Annotated in this window: 23 protein-coding genes, 1 tRNA gene and 3 pseudogenes; 12 read left to right on the forward strand and 15 right to left on the reverse strand. The window is 60.7% G+C overall.

All coding sequences use genetic code 11. The annotated features are described in order from the left end of the window. The first annotated feature begins 67 nt into the window (after nucleotides 1–67). The 3 genes from BS630_RS13725 (at nucleotide 68) to leuC (ending at nucleotide 3386) form a co-directional block, all read left to right on the forward strand. Nucleotides 68–865, forward strand: a complete 798-nt coding sequence (locus tag BS630_RS13725) for a basic amino acid ABC transporter substrate-binding protein (protein ID WP_077977893.1) — start codon at nucleotides 68–70, stop codon at nucleotides 863–865. 16 nt (nucleotides 866–881) lie between these two features. Further along, the gene (locus BS630_RS13730; RefSeq protein ID WP_077977894.1) at nucleotides 882–1694 is read left to right on the forward strand and encodes an amino acid ABC transporter permease; all 813 of its coding nucleotides are present in this window, start codon (nucleotides 882–884) and stop codon (nucleotides 1692–1694) included. 282 nt (nucleotides 1695–1976) lie between these two features. Next, a complete protein-coding gene (leuC, locus tag BS630_RS13735; RefSeq protein ID WP_025396357.1) occupies nucleotides 1977–3386 on the forward strand; it encodes a 3-isopropylmalate dehydratase large subunit in 1410 nt (469 codons plus the stop codon). Nucleotides 3387–3541: 155 nt separating this feature from the next. Here leuC and BS630_RS13740 read toward each other — a convergent pair whose 3' ends face one another. After that, on the reverse strand, nucleotides 3542–4372 hold the full coding sequence (locus BS630_RS13740) for an aldo/keto reductase (RefSeq protein ID WP_077977895.1): 831 nt from the start codon (nucleotides 4370–4372) through the stop codon (nucleotides 3542–3544). 131 nt (nucleotides 4373–4503) lie between these two features. Next, nucleotides 4504–5025 carry a L,D-transpeptidase family protein gene (locus BS630_RS13745; RefSeq protein ID WP_077978077.1) on the reverse strand — a complete coding sequence of 174 codons (522 nt, stop codon included), beginning with the start codon at nucleotides 5023–5025 and terminating at the stop codon, nucleotides 4504–4506. 167 nt (nucleotides 5026–5192) lie between these two features. On the opposite strand from BS630_RS13745, the gene BS630_RS13750 reads away from it, so the two are divergent. Then, a complete protein-coding gene (locus tag BS630_RS13750; protein WP_017995455.1) occupies nucleotides 5193–5876 on the forward strand; it encodes a response regulator transcription factor in 684 nt (227 codons plus the stop codon). Between the two features lie 116 nt (nucleotides 5877–5992). Continuing rightward, nucleotides 5993–6448 carry a cyclic nucleotide-binding domain-containing protein gene (locus tag BS630_RS13755; protein ID WP_017962463.1) on the forward strand — a complete coding sequence of 152 codons (456 nt, stop codon included), beginning with the start codon at nucleotides 5993–5995 and terminating at the stop codon, nucleotides 6446–6448. A gap of 48 nt (nucleotides 6449–6496) precedes the next feature. On the opposite strand, the gene BS630_RS13760 is transcribed toward BS630_RS13755, so the two are convergent. The 6 genes from BS630_RS13760 to tesB all read right to left on the reverse strand — a co-directional run bounded on the left by BS630_RS13760 (nucleotide 6497) and on the right by tesB (nucleotide 14055). Continuing rightward, nucleotides 6497–7300 (reverse strand): exodeoxyribonuclease III, encoded by an 804-nt coding sequence (locus BS630_RS13760; protein ID WP_026230959.1) that lies wholly within the window; start codon nucleotides 7298–7300, stop codon nucleotides 6497–6499. Nucleotides 7301–7401: 101 nt separating this feature from the next. After that, the gene (locus BS630_RS13765) at nucleotides 7402–8070 is read right to left on the reverse strand and encodes an outer membrane lipoprotein carrier protein LolA (protein ID WP_077977896.1); all 669 of its coding nucleotides are present in this window, start codon (nucleotides 8068–8070) and stop codon (nucleotides 7402–7404) included. 139 nt (nucleotides 8071–8209) lie between these two features. Beyond that, on the reverse strand, nucleotides 8210–10903 hold the full coding sequence (locus BS630_RS13770) for a DNA translocase FtsK (RefSeq protein WP_077977897.1): 2694 nt from the start codon (nucleotides 10901–10903) through the stop codon (nucleotides 8210–8212). Between the two features lie 250 nt (nucleotides 10904–11153). After that, entirely contained in the window at nucleotides 11154–12581 is a 1428-nt protein-coding gene (locus BS630_RS13775) for an ammonium transporter (protein ID WP_077977898.1), read from the reverse strand. 27 nt (nucleotides 12582–12608) lie between these two features. Beyond that, entirely contained in the window at nucleotides 12609–12959 is a 351-nt protein-coding gene (locus BS630_RS13780; RefSeq protein ID WP_017962468.1) for a P-II family nitrogen regulator, read from the reverse strand. Nucleotides 12960–13170: 211 nt separating this feature from the next. Continuing rightward, complete coding sequence (gene tesB, locus BS630_RS13785; RefSeq protein WP_077978078.1) at nucleotides 13171–14055, reverse strand: acyl-CoA thioesterase II; 885 nt, start codon at nucleotides 14053–14055, stop codon at nucleotides 13171–13173. An 83-nt stretch (nucleotides 14056–14138) separates the two neighbouring features. Here tesB and BS630_RS13790 point away from each other — a divergent pair, with 83 nt between their 5' ends. Next, nucleotides 14139–15353: a ubiquinone biosynthesis hydroxylase gene (locus tag BS630_RS13790; protein ID WP_077977899.1), complete on the forward strand. Its 1215-nt coding sequence runs from the start codon at nucleotides 14139–14141 to the stop codon at nucleotides 15351–15353. Between the two features lie 38 nt (nucleotides 15354–15391). Here the strand turns inward: BS630_RS13790 and BS630_RS13795 are convergent, their stop codons facing one another. From BS630_RS13795 to BS630_RS13810, 4 genes are all read right to left on the reverse strand, one after another. Beyond that, on the reverse strand, nucleotides 15392–15580 hold the full coding sequence (locus tag BS630_RS13795; protein ID WP_017962471.1) for a Trm112 family protein: 189 nt from the start codon (nucleotides 15578–15580) through the stop codon (nucleotides 15392–15394). Between the two features lie 9 nt (nucleotides 15581–15589). Beyond that, nucleotides 15590–16276, reverse strand: a complete 687-nt coding sequence (locus BS630_RS13800) for an LON peptidase substrate-binding domain-containing protein (RefSeq protein WP_020052065.1) — start codon at nucleotides 16274–16276, stop codon at nucleotides 15590–15592. Between the two features lie 275 nt (nucleotides 16277–16551). Continuing rightward, complete coding sequence (gene trxA / locus BS630_RS13805; RefSeq protein ID WP_077977900.1) at nucleotides 16552–17526, reverse strand: thioredoxin; 975 nt, start codon at nucleotides 17524–17526, stop codon at nucleotides 16552–16554. Between the two features lie 160 nt (nucleotides 17527–17686). Further along, nucleotides 17687–18196: a prolyl-tRNA synthetase associated domain-containing protein gene (locus BS630_RS13810; RefSeq protein ID WP_077977901.1), complete on the reverse strand. Its 510-nt coding sequence runs from the start codon at nucleotides 18194–18196 to the stop codon at nucleotides 17687–17689. Between the two features lie 256 nt (nucleotides 18197–18452). Between BS630_RS13810 and BS630_RS13815 the strand changes: the two genes are divergently transcribed. The 3 genes and pseudogenes from BS630_RS13815 to BS630_RS37945 all read left to right on the forward strand — a co-directional run bounded on the left by BS630_RS13815 (nucleotide 18453) and on the right by BS630_RS37945 (nucleotide 19432). Next, nucleotides 18453–18527, forward strand: a tRNA-Gly gene (locus tag BS630_RS13815). Between the two features lie 23 nt (nucleotides 18528–18550). Beyond that, the gene (locus BS630_RS38530) at nucleotides 18551–19087 is read left to right on the forward strand and encodes a hypothetical protein (protein WP_312876030.1); all 537 of its coding nucleotides are present in this window, start codon (nucleotides 18551–18553) and stop codon (nucleotides 19085–19087) included. A 127-nt stretch (nucleotides 19088–19214) separates the two neighbouring features. After that, nucleotides 19215–19432: pseudogene (locus BS630_RS37945) on the forward strand (hypothetical protein). Nucleotides 19433–19829: 397 nt separating this feature from the next. Here the strand turns inward: BS630_RS37945 and BS630_RS38645 are convergent. Next, nucleotides 19830–20274: pseudogene (locus BS630_RS38645) on the reverse strand (integrase core domain-containing protein); the annotation flags it as partial. 2 nt (nucleotides 20275–20276) lie between these two features. Further along, nucleotides 20277–21026 (reverse strand): SDR family NAD(P)-dependent oxidoreductase, encoded by a 750-nt coding sequence (locus BS630_RS13840; RefSeq protein WP_027666963.1) that lies wholly within the window; start codon nucleotides 21024–21026, stop codon nucleotides 20277–20279. Nucleotides 21027–21084: 58 nt separating this feature from the next. Between BS630_RS13840 and BS630_RS13845 the strand changes: the two genes are divergently transcribed. Further along, nucleotides 21085–22017 (forward strand): LysR family transcriptional regulator, encoded by a 933-nt coding sequence (locus BS630_RS13845; protein ID WP_165503789.1) that lies wholly within the window; start codon nucleotides 21085–21087, stop codon nucleotides 22015–22017. A gap of 20 nt (nucleotides 22018–22037) precedes the next feature. Here the strand turns inward: BS630_RS13845 and BS630_RS37950 are convergent. Continuing rightward, nucleotides 22038–22343 (reverse strand): annotated as a pseudogene (locus BS630_RS37950) (response regulator transcription factor); the annotation flags it as partial. Nucleotides 22344–22496: 153 nt separating this feature from the next. On the opposite strand from BS630_RS37950, the gene BS630_RS13855 reads away from it, so the two are divergent. Together BS630_RS13855 and BS630_RS13860 are read left to right on the forward strand one after the other, a co-directional pair. Then, complete coding sequence (locus BS630_RS13855) at nucleotides 22497–22730, forward strand: hypothetical protein (protein ID WP_231284985.1); 234 nt, start codon at nucleotides 22497–22499, stop codon at nucleotides 22728–22730. A gap of 196 nt (nucleotides 22731–22926) precedes the next feature. Continuing rightward, nucleotides 22927–24369, forward strand: a complete 1443-nt coding sequence (locus BS630_RS13860; RefSeq protein ID WP_077977904.1) for a M81 family metallopeptidase — start codon at nucleotides 22927–22929, stop codon at nucleotides 24367–24369. Nucleotides 24370–24557: the final 188 nt, after the last annotated feature.

Raw genomic sequence — 24557 nt, forward strand, 5'->3', positions numbered from 1 at the left:
GCCGGCGGCCTTGCCTCAGGCCTATCTTCCGTGACAGTTTTTGCCGTTCAATTTGGGGAACCGTTCAATGTTGTTTCGCCGTACCGTTCTTGCGAGCTTCGCCGCCCTTGCTCTTGCACCCCTCGCCGCATTAGCCGCCGAACTGCCCGATCTCGGCGGCAAGAGCGTCGTCGTCGTCACCGAGAATGCCTATCCGCCGCTGCAATTCGTCGATCCGAAGTCCGGCAAGGCGATCGGCTGGGAATATGATGCGATGAACGAGATCGCCAAGCGGCTGAATTTCAAGGTCGAATACCAGAACACCAGCTGGGACGCGATGATCCAGGCGGTGTCCGACGGCCAGTACAACATCGGCATGACCGGCATCACCATCAAGGAAGACCGCAAGCAGAAGGTGGATTTCTCCGATCCCTATATGCGCTCGCAGCAGTTCATGCTGGTGCGCGGCGACGAGACGCGCTTCACCGATGCCAAGTCCTTCGGCGAATTCAAGGATGGCCTGGTCGGCGCACAGCCCGGCACCACGCCCTTCTACACCGCCGTCTATGAAGTGCTTGATGGCAACGAGCAGAACCCCCGCATCAAACTCTTCGAAACCTTCGGCGCCACCGTCCAGGCCCTGAAGGCCGGCGACGTCGACGTCGTGCTGACCGACGGCACCGCCGGCAAGGGTTATGTCGATGCCTCGAACGGCGCCTTGAAGCTGATCGGCGAACCGCTCGGCACCGAGGATTTCGGCTTCATCTTCCCGAAGGGCTCCGACCTCGTCGCCCCGGTCAATGCCGCCATCGCCGCACTCAAGGCCGACGGCACACTGGATGGGCTGAACAAGAAGTGGTTCCTCGACTACAAGATGGGCGAATGACGCCGAAAAACGACTAATGGCCCTGCGACCATCTCGCGACAGATACGTCAAGGACGACTATCCCTGGTGGCTGGTCGCCCTCGTCACGATCGGCATCGTGCTTGCCGCCGTCATCGTCGCCAACGATATCTATGCCCAGGTCTTCCGCACCGTCGTCAACGGTGTCTGCGTCACCGTCTTCGTCACGCTGGTCGCCTTCGTGCTCGCCACCGTACTCGGCCTCGGCATCTGCCTGCTCGGCATGGCCGACAGCCAGGTGTTGCGTCAGATCGCGAGATTCTACATCGAGATCATCCGCGGCATCCCTATCCTCGTGCTGCTGTTCTACGTCGCCTTCGTCGGCGCGCCGACCCTGGTCGCAGCCTACAACTTCCTGATTTCACCGCTGGTGACATCAGGCATGGCCGAACCCATCCTGGTGCGCGACCTCTCGCTGATGTGGCGAGCGATCATCGCGCTGACGGTCGGTTATTCCTCCTTCATCGCCGAAATCTTCCGGGCCGGCTTCCAGTCGGTCGATCTCGGCCAGATCGAGGCGGCCAAGGCGCTTGGCCTGTCGCGCTACCGGCGCTTTCGCTCCGTCGTCTTCCCGCAGGCGATCCGGGTGATCTTCCCGCCGCTCTCCAACGATTTCGTCTCGATGGTGAAGGACAGCTCGCTCGTCTCCGTGCTCGGCGTCGCCGACATCACCCAGATGGGCAAGGTCTATGCCGCCGGTTCCTTCCGCTTCTTCGAGACCTATTCGATCGTCACCTATATCTATCTGATCCTGACGATCGGCCTGTCGCTGGCGCTGCGGCGGACGGAGAAATGGATGAAGTCGCGGTGACGGCACCAATAGCCGCACCACTGAGGGGTCGCAGAGCGTCTGCTGATGATTCAAATTGAAGCTGCCGCGAAAAATCGCTATATGCAGGGCCATGGAATCCAAGTTCAGATGCATTGGTGCGCATATTTTCGTGCTGCAGGACCATTATCGCCTGCCGGCGCGGTTTTTTGCGTGCGTGTCCGGCGCGCTCAACAGCCGACTTCGTTGATCGAATGACGGCCGGCGGAGCCTGATCCGCCATTTCTCGATTTTCCAAAGCTTCCAAGAAACGGACTTAACGCCATGAGCGCACCGCGTACCCTCTACGACAAGATCTGGGACGATCATCTGGTCGACGAACAGCCGGACGGCACCTGTCTTCTCTACATCGACCGCCATCTGGTCCACGAAGTCACCTCGCCGCAGGCTTTCGAAGGCCTGCGCATGACCGGCCGCAAGGTTCGCGCGCCGGAAAAGACGCTCGCGGTCGTCGACCATAACGTTCCGACCTCGCCCGACCGCCATCTCGGCATCAAGAACGAGGAAAGCCGCATCCAGGTGGAAGCGCTGGCGACCAATGCCGCCGAATTCGGTGTCGAATATTATTCGGCAAGCGACAAGCGCCAGGGCATTGTCCACATCGTCGGTCCGGAACAGGGCTTCACCCTGCCCGGCATGACCATCGTCTGCGGCGACAGCCACACCTCGACGCATGGCGCCTTCGGCGCGCTGGCGCACGGCATCGGCACCTCCGAGGTCGAGCATGTGCTGGCGACCCAGACGCTGATCCAGAAGAAGGCGAAGAACATGCTGGTGCGGGTCGACGGCGTGCTTCCGCCGCATGTTACCGCCAAGGACATCATCCTTGCCATCATCGGCGAGATCGGCACAGCCGGCGGCACCGGCCACGTCATCGAATTTGCCGGCGAAGCGATCCGCGCGCTGTCGATGGAAGGCCGTATGACCATCTGCAACATGACGATCGAAGGCGGCGCGCGCGCCGGCCTGATCGCCCCTGACGAAAAGACCTTCGAATATATCAAGGGCAAGCCGCGCGCACCGAAGGGCGAGGCGCTCGAACAGGCGATCGCCTACTGGAAGACGCTGCAGACCGACGAGGGCGCTCATTACGACCGCGTCGTCGTGCTCGACGCCGCCAGCCTGCCGCCGATCGTTTCCTGGGGCTCCTCGCCCGAGGATGTCATCTCCGTCCAGGGCATCGTTCCGAACCCGGACGACATTCCGGACGAAACCAAGCGCACCTCCAAGTGGCGCGCGCTTGACTATATGGGCCTGAAGCCGGGCACGAAGATGACCGACATCACGCTCGACCGCGTCTTCATCGGCTCCTGCACCAACGGCCGCATCGAGGATCTGCGCGAAGTCGCCAAGGTCGTTGAGGGCAAGACGGTTGCCCCGACCGTCGACGCGATGATCGTGCCGGGCTCCGGCCTCGTCAAGGAACAGGCGGAAGCCGAAGGCCTCGACAAGATCTTCAAGGCCGCGGGTTTCGACTGGCGCGAGCCGGGCTGCTCCATGTGTCTTGCGATGAACGACGACCGTCTGAAGCCGGGTGAGCGCTGCGCTTCGACCTCGAACCGCAACTTCGAAGGCCGTCAGGGCTTCAAGGGCCGCACGCACCTCGTCTCGCCGGCAATGGCCGCCGCAGCCGCGATCGCCGGTCACTTCGTCGATATCCGCGAGTGGAACTGATCCGTCAAAACGGATAACAATCAAAAGCCCACCGATGCCGCTGCGCATCGGTGGGCTTCACATTTTATGCCGCCCGCCTCGATCGCCTTATAAAACGGCTACCGCATGCGGTCTTTTGCGGGACGACCCTTGCCTGGCGATAATCGAGACGACGATCAGAAGGTTGCCGTCATCGGATCCGGCCCCATGCGGGCACCGGCGCTGTCGAGCTTGGCGATCGCGGCCATATCGTCGGCGTCGAGCTTGAAGTCGAACACCTGGAAATTCTCCTCGATACGCGACGGCGTCACCGATTTCGGGATGACGACGAGGCCGCTGTCGATGTGCCAGCGAATGATGACCTGAGCCGGCGTCTTCTGATGCTTTTTGGCGATCTCGCCTATCACCGCGTTCGAGATGAACTTGCCCTGGCCGAGCGGGCTCCAGGATTCGGTGGCGATACCAAGCTTCTTGTGAACCTCCTGCGCCGCCTTCTGTTGGAAATCGGGATGCAGCTCGATCTGGTTGATGACGGGAACGACACCGGTTTCGCCGATGATGCGTTCGAGATGTTCAGGATTGAAGTTCGACACGCCGATCGAGCGGGCGCGGCCCTCTTCCCGGATGCGGGCGAAAGCCTTCCAGGTCTCCGTATAGAGGCCGCGATGCGGCGACGGCCAGTGAATGAGGTAGAGGTCGACATATTCGGAACCGAGCTTCTTCAGGCTGCCGTCGAAGGCCCGCAGCGCATTGTCGTAGCCCTGGTCGTCGTTCCTGAGCTTGGTGGTGACGAAGATATCCTTGCGGTCGAGGCCGGAAGAGCGGATGCCTTCGCCGACGCCCTCTTCGTTGTCGTAACCGGAAGCCGTATCGATATGACGATAGCCGGCGGCGATTGCCGTGCGCACGGTGGGAGCGGCAATGTCCTGCGGCGTCTGCCAGACGCCGAGGCCGACTTGCGGAATGGAATGTCCGTCATGGAAAGTGATGATGGGTTGAGCGGTCACAATATATCTCCGGGAGTTTGAAGAATTGGACGAGGCATGAATTGCGCCCGCGCTTGCGGACGTCCCAGAACGCATTTCAGCCGGAGCGTTCGGTCACCGGAGGCATATAGGCGACCGCATCCGGAAAACAATCAGACGACGCAGACAATCGTTCCCTTTCGAAGGTGAGGCAGCAGTCGGCGCATGTCGCGCAGGCTCACCGCCACGCAGCCCGCCGTCGGCTCGTAGCCCGGCCTGATGAGATGGAAGAAGATCGCCGAGCCGCGATTGCGCGCACGCGAGGAGATGTTCCAGTCCATCACCAGGCAGATGTCGTAGAGCCCGTCGCTGCGCCGCATCTCCTCGTGACTTACGCCGGACGGCGCCCGGACGAGGCGGTTATAGCTGGCACTGCCGGACTGATCGCACCAGAGCATGTCGGGGCGGATGCGGCGGATGGAAAGTGGAGTGACGAGCCGGCCGTTCCGCTCGCCGCGCCGGAAGCCGGATATCAGCTTCATCGAGGCGATCGGCGTGGCGCCGTCGCCCTCGCGTTTCATCACGGTGCGGCCGGAGCGGCCGATCGCAGCAGGCACGGTGATGGCGCCGAGCCGGACGATCGCCCGGCTCCTGCGCCCCGGCGCAGGACGCACCACCATCGTCGATGGCGTTATACCCCGCCTCTGCCTTGCTTTTTCCATTTTTCTCGCATGTCGTGCCTTGTCTGGGGCTTCGATTGAAATCATATCGAAACCGACCCGGCAACAGCCCGCTGCCCGATCCTTGCCAAACCAGGAATTTGGCGTAGGACTAGGGAACTTAACACGAGGACGCAAACGGCATGACCGCACGCACCATTCTTCTGGTGGATGACGACGATGACCTTCGGCAGACGCTGACGGAGCAATTGTCGCTGTATGAGGAATTCACGGTTCTGCAGGAAGCCAACGCCGGCAAAGGTGTCGCGACCGCCCGCGCAACGCCGATCGACCTGCTGATCATGGATGTCGGCTTGCCCGATATGGACGGCCGCGAGGCAGTGAAGCTGCTGCGCAAGGGCGGTTTCAAGGCGCCGATCATCATGCTGACCGGCCACGATACCGATTCGGACACGATCCTCGGCCTCGAAGCCGGCGCCAACGACTATGTCACTAAGCCCTTCCGCTTCGCCGTGCTGCTCGCGCGCATCCGCGTGCAGCTGCGCCAGCATGAGCAGAGCGAGGACGCGACCTTCACCGTCGGACCCTACCTCTTCAAGCCGAGCCAGAAGCTTTTGACCACCGATAACGGCCAGAAGATCCGGCTGACGGAAAAGGAAGCGGCGATCATCCGCTATCTCTACCGCGCCGAACAGAAGGTCGTCACCCGCGACGTACTGCTCGAAGAGGTCTGGGGCTATAATTCCGGGGTGACGACGCATACGCTGGAAACCCACGTCTATCGCCTGCGCCAGAAGATCGAGCGCGATCCCTCCAATGCCGAAATCCTCGTCACGGAAAACGGCGGCTACAAGATCATACCCTAGAGCAGTTCCGTTTTCCTCCGAATCGCGGGAATGCTCTATCTCTTTGTTTTCACTCAATTTCGGACGCAGAACCGCGACGCGGTTTTGCTGGAATTGCTCTAAGGCGAAAAGCCCGCATGGCGCTGACCGACGACATCCACATGCTCGCGCAGCTTCCTCTGTTCAAGGACATGAGCGAGGATCAGCTGCGGTTGATCGCCTTCGGCGCCGACCGGCGCATGATCGCTGCCGGCCAGATGCTGTTTCGCCAGGGCTCGCCCGCCGAGAGCGCCTATGTCATCCTCAGCGGCAGCCTGGAGCTGAGCGCGACGAGCAGTGACGGCATGCAGAGGACAGAGGGAATCGCCGGCCCCGGTACCCTGGTTTCCGAGCTGGCGCTGGTGACGCTGGTGGAGCGCAAGTTCACCGCGGTAGCGCGCGAGGATACCAGCATCATCCGCATCACCCGCGCCCTCTTCCACCGGCTGATCGAAGAATATCCGGACGCAGCCCGGCTGATCGAGAACCGCATCCGCGACAATCTCGCCGAGCTTGCGGCAAAGGCCGCAAGCCAGTTCTACCGCTTCAGCTGATCCCGGTTAGAGCAGTTCTCGCTTTGCGAAAAGCTGAACCGCATCGCTCTAGAAATCGAAATGCGCCGTGACCGGTACGTGGTCGGAGGGACGATCCCAACCGCGCGCCTCCTTCAGGATTTCTATCCGCTTTAGATGCGGCCCGAGATCCGACGACGACCAGATATGGTCGAGACGGCGGCCGCGATCGGCGGCCTCCCAATCCTTGGCACGGTAGCTCCACCAGGTGTAGAGCTTCTCGTTTTCAGGCACATGCTGGCGCATAAGATCGAGCCAGGCGCCGCGCTTCATCACCTCGAGCAGCCCCTCGGTTTCGACGGGCGTATGGCTGACGATCTTCAGAAGCTGCTTGTGCGACCAGACATCATGCTCCAGCGGCGCGATGTTGAGGTCACCTACGAGGATGGCTGAGGTGTTGGCCTCGCCATTGGCTTTCAGCAGCTTCATCTCCTCGATGAAATCGAGCTTGTGGCCGAATTTCGGATTGATCGTGCGATCCGGCTCGTCGCCGCCGGCCGGGACGTAGAAATTGTGCAGCCGAACGCGACGATTGCCGTGCTCGAAGATCGCCGAGATATGGCGCGCATCGCCGACGCCGCAATAATCCTGCCGGTGATCCTCGGTCAACGGAATGCGCGAGGCGATCGCCACGCCATGATAGCCCTTCTGGCCATGGATGATGATGTGATTGTAGCCCATCGCCCTGAGCGGGGCCGCCGGAAACAGCTCGTTCGTCACCTTGGTTTCCTGCAGGCAGAGGATATCGGGCCTGTGCTTGAGAACGAGCTGCTCGACGATGGGCATGCGTAGCCGCACCGAATTGATGTTCCAGGTGGTGATCGAAAAACCCATACCCATACCCCTTCACGCTTTCATGAAAGGGCTTTAAAACAAAGGCGGACGCGAGGGAACCGGCCGCTTGTAAAAGGAGCGGCCGATCAACCGAAAAGGTCTCAATCGCGCGATTGCGGCGTGCCTGGAATGGTCTCATAGGGAACGCGGAAGACGCGATCCTCGAACTGCATGCCGGTTTTGACATTGAAGATCATCACCGAGGTGTCCTTGCCCTGATTGTCGGTGATCGTCCACTGCCGCAGATCGTAGGTCTTCGGGTCGAACATCATGGTAATGGTCGAGTTTCCGAACACCGTATTGTTGCCGAGTGCGATCGTCGTCAGGTCAGACTCTTCCTTCACGCCCTTCACCATGCCGGCCGACAGATCGATACGCTGCGCCAGAAGCAGGCTGAGCGGGGTCTTGGAGAGCGGATAGAGATCCCAGGTCTTCAGCTTCATATTGCCGATGGCGACGTTCTTGCCGTCGGCGATCACCCGCATCGGCGACGGATCGTCATAGTTGAAGCGCAGTTTGCCGGGGCGCTGGATGAAGAACTTGCCGCCGGTCTGTTCGCCGCGCGGGCCGAACTGCACGAATTCGCCCTGCATCGTCGTAACGCCGGAAAAATGATCGGCGATCGCCTGCGCCGTGCCGGAGGCGGGAGCTGCCGCCTGCGCATAAGCGCCAAGGGGAATGGCGCTCGCTATCGCAGCGACGGCAAAGGCGCCGAGAAGGTCGCGGCGCGTTACCGTCAGGCCGGAGAGGAAGGTATCGGAGTGACTCATCTAAATCTCCTTTATGCGATCTGCATGCTGCCGAAAGGCGGCGTCTTCAAGGCGTTGCGATCGGCCTGCGAGAGGTAACGGCTTCGATGCTATCAGGTTTCCGCAAAAGCGGCTGTATTGGAAATATATGCCTGTTATGTCAGCGGTCGAGGATGTCGCCTTCGGTCGGAACCAAAATTTCGCGTTTGCCGGCGTGGTTGGCTGGTCCGATGATACCCTCCTTCTCCATGCGCTCGACGAGCGAGGCGGCACGGTTGTAGCCGATGCCAAGTCGGCGCTGCACGTAGGAGGTCGACGCCTTGCCGTCGCGCAGCACGATGGCGACCGCCTGATCGTAGGGATCTTCCGATTCGGAAAGATTGGACGTGCCGGCCGGACCGCCTCCACCACCGCCGTAATCGCCGTCCTCATCGTCATCGGCGGTAATCGCGTCGAGATATTGCGGCGAGCCCTGGGTCTTCAGGTAGGAGACGATCTCTTCCACCTCGACATCAGAAACGAACGGGCCGTGCACGCGCTGGATACGCCCGCCACCCGCCATGTAGAGCATGTCGCCCATGCCGAGCAGCTGTTCGGCACCCTGTTCGCCGAGAATGGTGCGGCTGTCGATCTTCGAAGTCACCTGGAAGGAGATGCGCGTCGGGAAGTTTGCCTTGATCGTGCCGGTGATGACGTCGACCGACGGACGCTGTGTCGCCATGATCACGTGGATGCCGGCGGCACGCGCCATCTGCGCCAGACGCTGGACGGCGCCTTCGATGTCTTTGCCGGCGACCATCATCAGGTCGGCCATCTCGTCGATGATCACGACGATATAGGGCATCGGCCGCAGATCGAATTCTTCGGTCTCGTACATCGCCTCGCCGGTATGGCGGTCGAATCCGGTCTGCACCGTGCGCGAGATCGCCTCGCCCTTCGACAGCGCCTGCTCGACGCGGGTGTTGAAGCCATCGATGTTGCGCACACCGATCTTCGACATCTTCTTGTAGCGCTCTTCCATCTCGCGCACGGTCCATTTGAGCGCGACGACGGCCTTCTTCGGATCGGTGACGACAGGCGAAAGCAGGTGCGGGATGCCGTCATAGACGGAGAGTTCCAGCATCTTCGGGTCGATCATGATCAGCCGGCACTGTTCCGGCGTCATGCGGTAGAGCAGCGACAGGATCATCGTGTTGATGGCGACCGACTTGCCGGAACCGGTGGTGCCGGCGACGAGCAGATGCGGCATCTTGGCGAGATCGGCGATCACGGCTTCGCCGCCGATCGTTTTGCCGAGCGCCATGGCGAGCTTCGCCTTGCTGCCTTCGAAATCTCGGGAGGCGATGAGTTCACGCAGATAGACGGTCTCGCGCGTCTGGTTCGGCAATTCGATGCCGATCGCGTTGCGGCCGGGCACGACGGCCACGCGGGCGGCAATCGCGCTCATCGAGCGGGCGATATCGTCGGCAAGGCCGATGACGCGTGACGACTTGATGCCAGGCGCCGGCTCCAGTTCGTAGAGCGTGACGACGGGACCGGGACGGACATGGATGATCTCGCCCTTGACGCCGAAATCCTCAAGCACGCCTTCGAGCATGCGGGCGTTCTGTTCCAGCGCATCGGCCGAAAGCGTGGAGTCGCGCACGACATTCTTCGGTTCGGCGAGCAGATGCATCGAGGGAAGCTGGAAACCCTCGGGACGGATGAACGAGCCCTGCGCCTCTCGCTCGATGCGGGCGCTGGGCTTCGGACGTGCGACGACGGGGACGACGCGCGGTTCCGGCTTGCCGGCCGCCTTTGCCGGTGCTCGGATCATCCAGTCGTCGTCATCGTCGTCGGGCAGGATATCGGCCGGGCGCGGCGGCATGTCGTTATCGAAGGGCAGGTCGTCGTCATTGTCATCGTCGTCATCGACAGACAGCGACGGTGCGGAGACGATGCGCCGGGGCGAAGCCATCCTTGCTCCCATCGATGGTTCCATCGACGGCTCCATGCGCTCGCCGCGGACGGTCGGCGCCTTGGCGCGCACCGGTTCGTTCAGCGTGCCGAACTCGTCATCGTTGAAATCATAAGGTGATTCGTAATCGCCCTGGCGCCGCTTGCGCGGCCCCATGCCGAACAGCCGACGCAGCCGGCCCTGGCTCATGTACCAGGCATGCGTCACGGCACCGCTGAGAGCGACCCAGCGGGACTCGTCTTCCTCCTCGTCCTCGTCTCCGACGACGCGGGCCTTGCTGCGCGTATCGACGTAGTCTTCCTCGATCTCCTCGTCGGCGTCGCTGCGGCCGACAAGGCCTGATGCAAACAGCATCAGCCAGGCGGTCGGTGCGGCGAAGATGCAGCCGACGACCATGGCGAAGGTGCCCGTCGGATAGGCGCCGACGAAGAGTGCGGGAAAACGCAGGATCATGTCGCCGATGACACCGCCGATGCCGTTCGGGATCGGCCAGGTGAGCGGCGGCGGAAAGCAGCCGAGGACGGCGCAGGAAAGCACCGAACCGCCGAACCAGGCGCCGGCACGGGCAGGAATACGGCTGAAGCGGCGGCCCGAGATCAGCGTCAGCGCCCAGGCGACGATCGGCAGCATCGAAACGACGCTGGCAAGCCCGAGGAACTGCATGACGATATCGGCAAAGGCAGCACCGCTGTAGCCGAGAATATTCGTCGGCAGGTTGGCGGTCGCGTAGGAATAGCTCGGATCCGCAACATTCCATGTCGCCAGCGCCGCGACGCAGAACGCCAGTAGCAGAAAGATCGCAAAGCCGATGAGCGCCTGGATCTGCCGCAGCATGAATGCCGAGAAGGAGAACCGATCCGGACGGCCATCCATTGCCGGCGACGTGCTTCTTGCCATGTGTCTAACCCGTCCAATGCCTGAGGACACGCGAATCGCTGAAGCTTCGCCGTGCCAAAATGCGTCCGTTCTACCTAATCAGAGCCGGGTTAAAGCGATGTTAACCATGCATGGCTGGACGACAATTCCGGACAGGGAAATGAAAAAGGCCCGAACCTTGAAAGGTCCGGGCGAAATGCGGTCTATGGTTAGATAGGCCGCGACGGGCTGTGAAGCGGCGCCCTTTTGCCGGGCGCCGCAAACCCTGTGATCAGGAAGAGTGGTAGGCAGCTTCGCCGTGGGTCGAAAGGTCGAGACCTTCGCGTTCGGCTTCGACGGTCACCCGCAGGCCGATGACGACGTCGACGATCTTGTAGAGGATCGCCGAACCGATACCGGACCACAGCAGCGTCGTCAGGACGCCCTTGGCCTGGTTCCAGACCTGGGTTGCCGTGCCGGCATAGGAGGCCGCGAAATCGGCTGTGGAGTAGTCGACGATGCCTGCACCGCCGAGTGCCGGGTTGACGAGGATACCGGTGCCGAGAGCGCCGATGATGCCGCCGACGCAATGGACGCCGAAGACATCGAGGCTGTCGTCGTAGTTGAACTTGTTTTTCACGACGTCAACGAAGAAGTAGCAGGCCGGCGAAACGAGGAGGCCGAGAACGATCGAGCCCATCGGGCCGGCAAAGCCTGCCGCCGGGGTGATGGCGACGAGACCGGCAACCGCGCCGGAAGCGCCACCGAGCATGGAGGCCTTGCCGCGGGTGAGGGTTTCGACGATGCACCAGGACACAGCGGCGGCCGCCGCTGCGACGAAGGTGTTGATCATGGCGAGAGAAGCGTAGGCATTGGCTTCGAGGTTGGAGCCGGCATTGAAGCCGAACCAGCCGACCCAGAGCAGCGAGGCTCCGACCATGGTCAGCGTCATCGAATGCGGAGCCATGATTTCCTTCTTATAGCCCGTGCGCTTGCCGAGCATGATGGCGCCGACGAGGCCCGCGATACCGGCATTGATGTGAACGACCGTGCCGCCGGCGAAGTCGATTGCGCCGTAGGAGAAGATCAGGCCGGCCGGCGAGGTGTAGGAGCTCGGACCGCCCCAGAACCAGACCATGTGCGCCATCGGGAAGTAGATGAAGGTGACCCAGAGCACGACGAAGAGTATGACGGCCGAGAACTTGATGCGCTCGGCGAACGCGCCGACGATCAGGCCGGGCGTGATGCAGGCAAACGTCATCTGGAACACGATGAAGGTGTATTCCGGAATGGCGACGCCCTTCGAGAAGGTTTCTACGAGCGACGAGGTGTTGACGCCGGCAAGGAAGGCCTTGGAGAAGCCGCCGACGAAGCTGTTCAGCGAACCGCCGTCGGTGAAGGCGAGCGAATAGCCGTAGGTCACCCAGATCAGCGCCACGACGGCCGTGATCATGAAGACCTGCATCAGCACCGAGAGCATGTTCTTGGCGCGCACGAGACCGCCGTAGAAAAGCGCAAGGCCGGGGATGGTCATCAGCAGGACAAGCGCCGAGGAGACGAGCATCCAGGTATTATCACCCTTATCCATCGTGAGAGCAGGAGCAGCAGCGGCAGTGGCGGCTGGCGCAGCCTCCTGCGCGAAAGCGACGGCCGGCGCGAGAAGCGCGGCCGAAGCTGCGCAAATCCGCGCAAAGGTGGAAGAAAACTTCGAAATTGACATTGGAAAAAGCTCCTTGATCTGCCGTTCTTACAGCGCTTCTGAATCGGTTTCGCCCGTACGGATGCGCACGGCATGGTCGATCGAATAGACGAAGATCTTGCCGTCACCGATCTGACCGGTCTTGGCCGCTGCCGCGATGGCCTCGACCGCCCTGTCGACGAGTTCCGATGCAACCGCGATTTCGATCTTGAGCTTCGGCAGGAAGCTGACTGCATATTCGGTGCCGCGATAGATTTCGGTGTGCCCCTTCTGGCGCCCGTAGCCCTTCACCTCGGTTACGGTCAGCCCCTGAATACCGATCGCCGTAAGGGCTTCGCGGACCTCATCGAGCTTGAACGGCTTGATAATGGCCATCACAATTTTCATCTGGTTTCCCATCCTTCGTTATCCTCGGCGCGGAGCCGACTCTCCTTGCCGCTGACATTCCTGAACAGCGACCGGCCAATACACATTCAAGGGACGTGCCAGATTCGAAGCAAGACGTAAGTTATTGAAAAGTAAAGGTTATAATAAAGAGTGCCAATAAACAGGCAAATGATTGGCCAATAAGCGCACAAATAACGCGCAAATTTATAAAGTTGCACATTATTTATTCATTTGCCTTTTTCCGAATCAGGCCTTCCTGCGCGACCGATGCAATCAGGCTACCGGATCGTGTAAATAGGCTACCCCGGGTTAATCCTCTGGCGCCTGAAGCCGACGGACTGTCCTGCGTATAAAGCAGCCAGTCGTCGAGTTTGCAGGGTCTGTGGAACCACATCGAGTGATCGAGGCTCGCCACCTGCAGGCTCTGGTCGAAGATGGACGTTCCGTGCGCATAGAGCGACGTATCGAGCAGCGTCATGTCCGAAAGATAGGCAAGCACCGCCGCCTGATAGAGCCGGTCGTCGGGAACCGGGCCGGTGGCGCGCACCCAGACATCCTGTTTGGGATCGAGCTTCCTGTCGGAAAAATAATGCGTCAGCGAGACGGGGCGGATCTCGATCGGCCGCTCACGCTGCCAGTATTTTCGGATCGCTTCCGGCGCGTGCGCCAGATACTGTTCCTTGATCTGCTGCTCGCCGAGCAGCGCCTCCGGCATCTCGACCTCGGGCATCGCGATCTGGTGCTCGAAGCCCGGCTCCTCCACCTGGAAGGAGGCCGACAGCGCGAAGATCGCCTTGCCGTGCTGGATGGCGACGACGCGCCGCGTGTTGAAGCTCGATCCGTCGCGGATGCGCTCCGCCTGGTAGATGGTCGGCACCGAGGGATCGCCGGGACGCATGAAATAAGCATGCAGCGAATGGACGAAACGCTCGCTGTCGATGGTCCGCTGCGCCGCCATCAGCGCCTGGCCGATCACCTGGCCGCCGAAGACCCGCTGCCAGCCGACCTTGGGGCTGCGGCCGCGGAAGATATCGACCTCGATCGGCTCGAGGTCGAGCGTCGAAAGCAGCGTCTCCATCGCCGAAGGCCCTGATGTCTCGCCCGTCATTTCCATGTCTCCCAGCGGTAGGAAGTGAAGTTGCGATGATCTATATAGGTCACATCTGAGGCACAAGGTACGGGAGCGGCGCGATGCTGGATATGCTGGTTGTGGGCGGGGGTTATGTCGGCCTTTCCGCCGCTGTCGCGGTCAAACAGGCAGCACCCCACCTGAATGTCGCCGTTGTCGAGGCGGCCCCCGAACATGTCTGGAAAAACGATACGCGCGCTTCCGCCATCATCGCGGCGGCAGCGAAGATGCTCGAAGTCTTCGGCATCTGGAAGGAGATCGAGCCGGAGGCCCAGCCGATCACCAAGATGATCGTCACCGACTCCAAGACCTCCGATCCGGTGCGTCCGGTATTTCTGACCTTCGACGGCGAAGTGGCCGACGGCCGGCCGTTCGCCCACATGATCCCGAATGTCGCGATGGTCGCCGCCCTGCGCGGCGCCTGCGAACGGCTCGGCATCGACATCCGCCACGGGCTTGGCGCGACGGAGCTGAAGACCCACGACACCCATGCCACCGTCACGCTCTCGGACGGCAGCGCGCTGGAAACCCGGCTGCTGGTTGCCTGCGACGGCGTGCGCTCGACGTTGCGCGATCTCGCCGGCATCAGGACCGTCACCTGGGACTACGGCCAGTCCGGCATCGTTGCGACGGTCGAGCATGAGCGGCCGCATGACGGCTGTGCCGAGGAACATTTTCTGCCGGCCGGCCCCTTCGCCATCCTGCCGCTCAAGAACAACCGCTCCTCGCTCGTCTGGACGGAGCGCACGCCGGATGCCAACCGGCTGGTCGCCGCCGACGACCTGATCTTCGAGGAAGAACTCGAGCGCCGCTTCGGCCACAAGCTTGGGAGCCTGAAAGTGATCGGCGACAAGCGTGCCTTCCCGCTCGGCCTGACGCTCGCCCGCGCCTTCGTCGCGCCGCGTTTCGCGCTGGCCGGCGACGCCGCCCACGGCATCCACCCGATTTCGGGTCAGGGGCTCAATCTCGGCTTCAAGGATGTGGCGGCACTTGCCGAAACCATCGTGGAGGCCGACCGCCTCGGCCTGGATATCGGCTCGATCAACATTCTCGAGCGCTACCAGACCTGGCGGCGCTTCGACACTTTCCGCATGGGGGTGACGACCGACGTGCTGAACCGGCTCTTCTCCAACGACGCGACGCCGATCCGCATCGCCCGCGACGTCGGCCTCGGCATCGTCGACCGGCTGCCGCGTCTCAAATCCTTCTTCATCGGCCAGGCGGCCGGAACGACGGCAAAGGACAATCCCCGCCTGCTTGCCGGAGAGACGATCTAACCTTGTGTTTACCGCGTTTCCGGCAAAATCGCTTCGCACTAATCGTCGAGGCGTCGGGCTTCGGACACCAGCATGATCGGAATGCCGTCGCGGATCGGATAGGCAAGCCGTGCCTTTTCCGAGACAAGTTCATTGTGCTCGCGATCATAGGAAAGCCGGCCCTTGGAGAGCGGGCAGACCAGCAGATCGAGCAGCTTGGGATCGACGCGGCTGAGTTTTTCGTCCATGGCCGAAGTCTACTGCAGAACCGTGTCGGAGTCACCGAAGACGCGCGCCAGCACGATTTCGGTAATGGCGATCAACGTCTCAGCCCGCGTCTTCAGGTCGGGCGCTTCCAGCAGCGCCTGTTTTTCCGCCGGCCCGAAGGGCGACATCATCGCCAGCGAATTGACGAGCGTCAGATTGCTCGCCCGCTCGACGCTCTCCCAGTCCGCCTCCAGTTTGTTGGCATCGAGATAGGCTTTGAAGGCGGTCAGAAGCGCTGCGCGGTCGACGGCCTCCTCCTCATTCTCGGCCGAGAGGTCGGCGATAAAAGGGGCGATACGGAAGGTGCGGAAGGGATCGCTGGTCGCTTTCTCCTCCAGTAGCCGGAAGCGGCAAACGCCGGTCAGCGATACGATATAGCGCCCGTCGCCGGTCTCGGCGAAGGAGGTGATGCGGCCGAGGCAACCGACAGCAGCAAGGTTGGGCTCGCCGCCCTTGTCCTCATGTTCGCCGAGCGCCGGCTGCACCATGCCGATCAGCCGGTTTCCGGTCAGCGCGGCATCCAGCATCGCCAGATAGCGCGGCTCGAAAATGTTGAGGGGAAGCTGCCCGGCCGGCAGGAGGAGGGCGCCGGTCAGGGGAAAGACAGCAATCACATCAGGCAGATCGCCCGGCTTCAGGTATCTGGCATTCCCGACTTGCATGAAACCGTCCCGCATTCTTGTAACGGGCATGCCCGTCTTGACGAGAATGTGGTGCCCTCGTCCGAAAACGCAAGGGCAGATGCTCGAAACTTACAGCGCCGCGCGTCTTTTTAGACGCGCGGCGCTGTAACACTTTGAATCGCTGCATAATTTAATCGCTAAATCGATTCCGATTTAACGAATTATGCAGTGGCGAATACCCGAAAATCGGAATCGATTTTCGGAAAAGATCACGCACGGATTCAATGCGATAGACCGTCCGTGACGTGTCCTGTCGGACGCGCGGCGCCCTACGAGAACAGCATCGCCGAAAGCTTGCGGCGCGCTGCGACCGTCGCCGGGTCCTTGAAGCCCCAGACCTCGAAGAACTGCAGCAGCTGGCGGCGGGCGCCGTCATCGTCGAAGGCACGGTCCTTGCGCATGACCAGCAGCAGATGGTCGGCCGCCTCGTCGCGCCGGCCTTCGACATTGCGGATCTTCGCAAGCTTGATCCGCGCCTCGTGGTCATCGGGATTGGCGGCCAGTTCACGCTCGAGCGCAACGGGGTCGCCGAGCTTGCGGGCTTCCTCGATCTGCTCGAGCTTCATCAGCACGGCCTGGATGCCGGCATCTTTTGCCAGCTCTTCCGGCAATTCTGTCAGTACTTCGCGCGCCCGCTGATGCTGGTTGGCGGCGATCATGCATTCGGCCATGCCGGCAAGCGCCTTGGCATTCTCGGGATCGGCCTGCATCACGGCGCCATAGAGCTGAGCGGCCTCGTTGATATTGCCGGCGGCAAGCAGTTCCGCCGCCTCCGCAAGCACGGCTTCGATTTCCGCCGCCTCGTCGGCGCCGGCCGGACCGGCGATACGGTCGATGAACTGCTGGATCTGGCTTTCCGGCACCGCGCCCATGAAACCGTCGGCAGGACGGCCGTTGACGAAGGCGATGACGGCGGGGATCGACTGGATGCCGAGCTGACCGGCGATCGACGGATGGTCGTCGATGTTCATCTTGACCAGCCGGACACGGCCTTTGGCTTCGTTGACCACCTTTTCCAATACCGGCGTCAGCTGCTTGCACGGACCGCACCAGGGCGCCCAGAAATCGACCAGCACCGGCTGGCTGCGCGATGCCTCGATGACATCCTTGGAAAAATTCGCGGTCGTCGTCTCCGTGATGTAGCTGCCGGCCGCAGCCGCGGGTTCCGGCGTAGCACCGAAGCTTGTCGTCGCAGTCATCTGATTTCCGAAGGAACCGTTATAGGGGTTGTCGCTGCCGCTCATAGGTATCTCCCGCCGCGCCGATCCTGCCGGCGTCTTTGCTAAAGCATCTCGCGCAAAACTGTGGTGCGGTTTTGCGATAAAGACATGCACAAAACCAAAGACTAAAGCGCGGCAAGCGAATCTAAAAGATCGCGACGCGCTTTAGCGCTAAAATCGTATGTCAGGACGTCACTTTCAAGACAAGCGGCTTATGTCCCGTCGCTTCCATGAAACGGATGAGATCGCTGCCCGCAATCGATGTCGTCGCATCGTTGGATAGCGGATGGCAGTTGACGATCTCGTGCGCCATCAGCTCAGCATCGAGCACGAAGGTGACATTCTCGGCCGTATCGTTGATTGCGCCGAACGCCGTCACCGAACCCGGAGCGACGCCGAGATACTCTATCAGCTTCTCCGGTCTGCCGAAGGAAACCCGGCCGGACCCGCCGATGGCATTATGCACCTGCTTGAGGTCGACGGCAGCATTTTCCTCCACGGTCAGCAGAAAATACCTGTCCTTCTTGTCTTTAACGAACAGGTTCTTGGTGTGGCCGCCGGGGATCTCGTCGCGCAGGGCGACCGATTCGGCGACAGTGAAGACCGGCGCATGGTCGACTGTCTTATGGGCGATGCCGAGCCCATCGAGAAAGGCAAACAATTCTTCTCTTGTCTTCGGGGCATTTTCGGACATGGGGCAATCCATTGGGCAGGAAGGGAAAAAAGCGAGGCGTCCTGATTAAGTCGGTCCACATCGTTTGGCAATCTTTGCGACCGACGCTTTGCCCCGCATTTGCGGCCTTTCCGCCGGGCGTCTGTGAACACCACAATTTTTCTTCGCCTCTCCGTCATTTCCCTGTTGCATTTGAAAACCCGTTAGGCCATATAGCGCCGGTCGCCGCGAGGCGGCGCCCACGGTCCAACAACTACCCCGGACCGATGCGGATTGAGCGGGTGTAGCTCAGGGGTAGAGCACAACCTTGCCAAGGTTGGGGTCGAGGGTTCGAATCCCTTCGCCCGCTCCAGTTTTCCTAAGCTTTTCAGAGACTTGTTCGAATCACCAGGCGAAAGCCTGGCTATTTCCGTTTGTTGGGGCAGCACCGGGGCAGCACGACAGCGCGCGCCCGTCGCTATCAGTTTCAGCTTTCTGAGTGTGGTCATTGCCGGCTGTCAGACGGCAGAAAACCGCCAGGTGGCCATTGATGCGGGCCTGAATGCGAGGCTCGGCACTACAACGGCGTCTCAATGGGTGAATTCCAGTCGCGCACCGGCCGGCATTGTCGTGTCTACTGAAGAGCAAGTTCAGCTGTGGTTCGGGTTCTTCGTGTTCGGTGCCTTTTGCGCCCACAGCTGGTATTGGTATATCCGCTCATTCATTTTCTATTATAAAAACGGCTTCGATTTTAGCGAAGATTTCGGTCCCAAAATGTCCGAATTCGACGACGATGATCGCTTTACGGCGAAGCCGAAAGAGAAGTTCCTGATCATTTGGCCTCTTTTCGTGTTCATGACCTCCTTGTTCTCACTCCTCCTCTTTTTGACGCTAATGGGAGTTCTCAAACCTTGCATCGGTTGCGGACGGTAGAAGTTCGCGGGTTATTCCAACTCATACACCACCGCGTTATCCTGCTCATCGCGCAACCCCTTATAGGAGGCATGCCGCAGCTTCCCATCAGAGAGGATCAAGGCCGGGGGGCCGAGGATAAGCACCTATGAGCATTGAAGGCCATTCGAGCGCGCCAGGCGCTAACGTGATCGTTGAGCACTATTGCGAGCATCAGGATGCAAGGAATGGGGAGGATGGGGCTACAGCCCATCCCCGGCCGCGCCAACGCGCTGGTGGTGCTTCGAGCATTTCCCGCATAAGTCATATGAGCAGGAACAGGCGCTCAGAAAAAAGCGCGACGCGGCCGAGCGAGATGTACGATAAAGTCTGTCGTTTCCTGTGTGAGCGATGATGCCGGCTCTGCCACAGTATCTCTCCTTCAGTGGAATTAACCGTTGTTAACTGCATAGATTAAAAGCGTCGTCCATGCCGAACCGAGCATAAATATTGCTGCCCAGATCCACATAAGTTGCTTTACTACGTCATGCTTTCCTCTCAAGACATGCAAGAATATCGCCAAGATCAACATCAGATAGATATGCGGAGACAGAAACGTCATAAAAGCAAGTGGACCTCTAAATTGAAGCACATCAGAAAAATCCCTATATATACTTTCGCTATATTCCGCCCGCCTGATGAAAAGATAGCAAAATAGAAACAGTATGATGGATAATATTATTATCGCTTTTCTGACCACTTGAATTTTATTCACAAATATATCTCACAAATTCGCTATTTTATGTTGATATATTAAGTCATTTACCGAAGCAAAAATATCTTCGGAGCACCGATAAGAAGAAAGATACGCACCAAGGGCGCAATTGGTGACCAGCACCTCGCGATCATGGAAGGGATAGTCGATCTCAGGCAGACCCTTGTAGAAGCGGTTTGAGGGCCGATAGATATCTGCCGGATGCCTCATTCCCAGCGCCTCGTGCGGGCGTTCTTCGTTGAATTCGCTGATGAAGTCATCGAAGCGTGTCTGCTGTTGAAGGGTCGTTTGCCGGGCCGACGGGTGGCCTTCTTCTTCAACGTCAGATGCATGCGCTCGTGGCGGCCGTTCTGCTGCGGATGGCTTGATGCGTTCGATACCTGTCGAGCCTCAGCCATCAGACCGACAGCTTCGACAGGTTGTAGAGCCCGTTGGGGCTGGCAAAGGGCAGGCCTTTTAAGCCAGGGTCATGCCGCCATCGACATGAAGCTCGATCCCGTTGACAAAGCTTCCTGCATCGGAGGCGAGGAAGAGTGCGGCGCGCGCCAACTCTTCCGGTCGGCCGAGACGGCCGGCGGGGATCAGGGAAGCCATGTAATCTTCGAATGCCGGCCGCTCGGCCTCCGATACGCCCAGCTTGGCGAGAATTTCCGTCTCGACCGGTCCCGGGCTCAGGATGTTGACACGGATCCGCCGCGACTTGAATTCGATCGCCCAGTTTTTCGCAAAGGCGGCGGTTGCTGCTTTTGAACCGGCATAGACGGTATGATCCGGGAGGATCTTCGTGGCCGCGAGCGAGCTCGTAACGATGATGTTTCCGCCGTCGCGGATCAGAGGGGCGATCGTCTGCACGCCGAAGAACACGCCGCGCGTATTGATTGCGAAATGCCGGTCATAGTCTGCCGGAGTCACCTCGGCGGAGGTGGTGAGATTGATGATCCCAGCATTGGCCATGTAGATGTCGAGCCCGCCGAAGCGGCTCTTCACGGTGTCCGCCAGCCTGCGATGATCTTCCAGGTCGGCGGCATCACCCACGAAGCCGATGGCCGACGGACCGATTTCTTGGACTGCGCGGTCGACAGCATCCTGCCGGCGCCCGGAAATGATGACCTGCGCTCCTTCTTCCGCGAACAGCCGAGCGGTCGCCTTGCCGATGCCGCTATTGCCGCCGGTGATGACGGCGACCTTGTCTTTGAGGTGTTGCATTGTTTATCTCCTTTCAACGAGAAATTAGATAAACGCTGCCACCCTTCGTCATTAGATCATGGGCGGGCACATGATCTGTGCCGCGGAGGTGCAAATGCCGAATCTGCTCAACGAGATGCCCGGATTGATGGCTTTTGTGCGGACGGTAGAGGCCGGATCGTTCAGCGCCGCGGCCCGCGATCTGGCGACGACACCGTCAGCGGTGTCGAAGAGCGTGGCGCGGCTGGAAAAGAAGATTGGCGCCCGGCTGTTCCTGCGCTCCACGCGCGCCCTGACGCTTACCCAAGACGGGCAACTTTTCTTCGACCGCGTTGCGCCACTGTTGCGGGACCTGGATGCAAGTGAAGAGGCGATCAGGTCCGACGTTGCGCCCTCGGGTCGCTTGCGCATCAGCATGCCCAGCGAAATGGCGCCTCTACTGCTACCGCGCCTCTTCGGAAGCTTTGCAGCCGACTATCCGAACCTGCATCTCGAAGTCGGACTTACGGATCGGTTCGTCGATCTGATCAGGGAGGACTACGACGTTGCGCTGCGCGTTGGAAATCCCGCGCCGGGAGACCTCATGGTTCGTCACCTGGCCGACCTGCCGATGACGATCGTCGGGTCCCCAACCTTTCTGAAGACCTGGGGCAATCCTGCAACTGCCGAAGCGCTGGCGGCTCTGCCCTTTGCCCGTTATGCGCTGGGTGGTGTCACGCAGCCTCTGCGCCTGCCGGACGGGACGAGCTTCATTCCCTTCGGGCGCGTCGATTGCGACTCAGGGGCCGCACTCATTCAGGCTGCGCTCAGTGGGCTGGGAGCGGCCCATCTTCTGCGATGTCTGGTCGCGAAAGACCTGGTAGGCGGCGCGCTTGTTACACTCGCGGCGGGGTTTGCGTTCCCGAGCGCTCCCTTCAATGCACTGCACGCCTTTGGCCGCACCGTGCCGTTGCGCGTGAAACTGGTCTGCGATTTCATCGCCCGGGAAGCAAAAGCCCTCGAAGCCATCTGAGCACCTGATGTTGGGGTTGGTCAGAATCCAGGTCCGCCGGTCTCGCGCATCGTCGGGGGTAGGTCTCCCATGCCCCGATCAGCTCACCGACGGAGCGGACCTCCATCTTGCGCATGACATTGGCACGGCGCAGCGCGTCACCACCTCGCGTAGGATCTCGGGCTCGCGATGCGTCAGCGTCCCTAAACGTTCAAGATTGCGCTTGACGATGACCGCCTCCGTGCGCCGGGGCCATCCAAAGCGATACCGGCTATCACCGCATCGAGCAGCGCCTGGTCTGACACCGGCTTGGTGAGGAGATCCACAGCGCCCGCCTTCATCGTTTTGGCAGCGTTCCGCCACTTGGGAAAAGGCGGCGAGCTTCAATCAACGGCCGGCGAACCTGTCGAGCGCTTGGCTTCATCGGTCAGCCAGACCCCCACCATAATCTATATAGCACTTCGGAATCCCGAAATTGGTTGGGGTGTTGAAATCATTGGATGTTTCCCCACGGCGACACCGCCCAAAACGCGACGAATTTCGGAATCCCGAAGCGGGGGAATTTCGGGATCCCGAAGTGGGATTTTTTCTTTATGCCGATACTGACGCGTTTTCCGGCAGCAATCGGCGCGGCATCCGACGGAAGAAACCGAACCGGTCGGAGGCTCACCGACTACGGCACCTTCAACCTCGACGCCGGCTTAGAAGATCAGGATTGTAATTTATTTTGTTGATTGGTTCGTTTGTAAACTTATTGTCGAGGCAAAAAGGACGCTTCTTCGGATCGGATCCCGAATGTTCACTTTATCGCAGCACAAACTCCGTCGACCGACACCGATCCGCACCCGCGTGTCGATGCCGGCGCTGGAGCCGGGTTGCCAGCATCGCCCATAACTTCCTGACTGCTCCCAACATCATTTGAGGTTTCCCATGCGCATCGCCGTCGGTGGCATTCATACCGAGTGCAGTACATACAATCCCGTCCTGAACGAGGAGAAGGATTTTCGAGTATTACGCGGCGAAGCGCTGCTGGCAGCGCCCTATTTCGCCTTCCTCAAGGATTATGATGCGGAATTCCTGCCGACGATCCATGCCCGGGCCATTGCCGGTGGCCCGGTTTCACGTGCCACTTACGAGGCCTTCAAGGGCGAGTTCCTCGAGCGGCTGAAGCCGATGCTGCCGCTTGACGGTCTCTACCTCGCCATGCATGGCGCCATGTATGTCGAAGGCATGGAGGATGCCGAAGGCGACTGGATCAGTGCGGCCCGTGCGCTGGTCGGCGAGGATTGCACGGTTTCGGCAAGCTATGACCTGCACGGCAACGTCACCCAGCGCATCATCGATGCGCTCGACATCTATTCCACCTATCGCACTGCGCCGCATATCGATGTCGAGGAGACGATGCGCCGCTCCGTCTCCATGCTGGTGAAGAGCCTCAATACCGGCGAGAGGCCGGTCGTTCTTTGGGCGCCAATCCCCGTCGTGCTGCCCGGCGAGCGCACCAGCACCGTCGATGAGCCGGCAAAGAGCCTCTATGACATGCTGCCCGGGATCGATGCGCTTGATGGCGTTTGGGATGCGTCGCTGATGGTCGGCTATGTCTGGGCCGACGAACCGCGCGCCACCGCCGCCGCCATCATGACCGGCACCGACCGCGCCGTGCTGGAGCGTGAGGCCAAACGTCTCGCGAGGGCTTATTGGGATGCGCGCGAAGACTTTGTTTTCGGCTGCGAGACCGGCTCGCTCGAGGAATGCGTCGAAAGGGCAGTCGCAAGCCCGACCGCCCCTGTTGTGCTTGCCGAATCCGGCGACAATCCGACCGGTGGCGGTGTCGGGGACCGGGCCGATGTGCTGGCCGAACTGATCGCCAGGGCGGCCACCGGCGTCGTCTTTGCCGGCATCGCCGACAAGGCGGCGACCGAGGCCTGTTACGCCGCAGGCATCGGCGCCGAGTTGGAGCTCAGCGTCGGCGCCTCGCTCGATACCGAAGGCAGCAAACCGGTTGTCGCCCGTTTCACGGTCAAGTTGCTGCATGAAACTTCTGATCCGACCGACCGCCAGGCGGTCGTTTCGACCGGCGGCATCGATCTGGTGCTTTCCGCCAAGCGCCGGCCCTATCACAATATCGTCGATTTCACCCGGCTAGGTCTCGACCCGAACCAGGCGAAGATCATCGTCGTCAAATCGGGCTATCTCTCGCCGGAACTGGCGCCGATTGCCAATCCGAACTTGATGGCGCTATCAACAGGTGTCGTCGACCAGTTCGTCGAGCGCCTGCCGCGGCTGCGCAAGCAGCATCCGACCTATCCCTTCGACAAGGATTTCGCCTTCGAGCCGCAGGTCTTTCTCTCCGCGCGCTCGACGCCGGCCTGAGGTTCACCTGAACCAATTGCGTTTTTCTGGATGATCGTGTCGATCGTGCCGCCGCCGTGTCGGCGCGATCGACCGGTTCCCCGTATCGCGGCAACGCCAGGGATTGAGCAAAAAACAGGCAGATTTCCATTTGCACAAAAAAGCGCTTGACGGTCGTCGCGTTTTGGTTTGCACTGAACCAATAGAAA

The sequence above is a fragment of the Rhizobium laguerreae genome (assembly GCF_002008165.1).
GTDB classification, from domain to species: Bacteria; Pseudomonadota; Alphaproteobacteria; order Rhizobiales; family Rhizobiaceae; genus Rhizobium; species Rhizobium laguerreae.

Bases quoted from the DNA above. Each gene is read 5' to 3' on its own strand.
- BS630_RS13725 (WP_077977893.1), top strand. From the start codon at position 68: ATGTTGTTTCGCCGTACCGTTCTTGCGAGCTTCGCCGCCCTTGCTCTT.
- BS630_RS13730 (WP_077977894.1), top strand. From the start codon at position 882: ATGGCCCTGCGACCATCTCGCGACAGATACGTCAAGGACGACTATCCC.
- leuC (WP_025396357.1), top strand. From the start codon at position 1,977: ATGAGCGCACCGCGTACCCTCTACGACAAGATCTGGGACGATCATCTG.
- BS630_RS13750 (WP_017995455.1), top strand. From the start codon at position 5,193: ATGACCGCACGCACCATTCTTCTGGTGGATGACGACGATGACCTTCGG.
- BS630_RS13755 (WP_017962463.1), top strand. From the start codon at position 5,993: ATGGCGCTGACCGACGACATCCACATGCTCGCGCAGCTTCCTCTGTTC.
- BS630_RS13760 (WP_026230959.1), bottom strand. From the start codon at position 7,300: ATGGGTTTTTCGATCACCACCTGGAACATCAATTCGGTGCGGCTACGC.
- BS630_RS13765 (WP_077977896.1), bottom strand. From the start codon at position 8,070: ATGAGTCACTCCGATACCTTCCTCTCCGGCCTGACGGTAACGCGCCGC.
- BS630_RS13770 (WP_077977897.1), bottom strand. From the start codon at position 10,903: ATGGCAAGAAGCACGTCGCCGGCAATGGATGGCCGTCCGGATCGGTTC.
- BS630_RS13775 (WP_077977898.1), bottom strand. From the start codon at position 12,581: ATGTCAATTTCGAAGTTTTCTTCCACCTTTGCGCGGATTTGCGCAGCT.
- BS630_RS13780 (WP_017962468.1), bottom strand. From the start codon at position 12,959: ATGGGAAACCAGATGAAAATTGTGATGGCCATTATCAAGCCGTTCAAG.
- tesB (WP_077978078.1), bottom strand. From the start codon at position 14,055: ATGACGGGCGAGACATCAGGGCCTTCGGCGATGGAGACGCTGCTTTCG.
- BS630_RS13790 (WP_077977899.1), top strand. From the start codon at position 14,139: ATGCTGGATATGCTGGTTGTGGGCGGGGGTTATGTCGGCCTTTCCGCC.
- BS630_RS13795 (WP_017962471.1), bottom strand. From the start codon at position 15,580: ATGGACGAAAAACTCAGCCGCGTCGATCCCAAGCTGCTCGATCTGCTG.
- BS630_RS13800 (WP_020052065.1), bottom strand. From the start codon at position 16,276: ATGCGGGACGGTTTCATGCAAGTCGGGAATGCCAGATACCTGAAGCCG.
- trxA (WP_077977900.1), bottom strand. From the start codon at position 17,526: ATGAGCGGCAGCGACAACCCCTATAACGGTTCCTTCGGAAATCAGATG.
- BS630_RS13810 (WP_077977901.1), bottom strand. From the start codon at position 18,196: ATGTCCGAAAATGCCCCGAAGACAAGAGAAGAATTGTTTGCCTTTCTC.
- BS630_RS13840 (WP_027666963.1), bottom strand. From the start codon at position 21,026: ATGCAACACCTCAAAGACAAGGTCGCCGTCATCACCGGCGGCAATAGC.
- BS630_RS13845 (WP_165503789.1), top strand. From the start codon at position 21,085: ATGGGCGGGCACATGATCTGTGCCGCGGAGGTGCAAATGCCGAATCTG.
- BS630_RS13855 (WP_231284985.1), top strand. From the start codon at position 22,497: ATGTTTCCCCACGGCGACACCGCCCAAAACGCGACGAATTTCGGAATC.
- BS630_RS13860 (WP_077977904.1), top strand. From the start codon at position 22,927: ATGCGCATCGCCGTCGGTGGCATTCATACCGAGTGCAGTACATACAAT.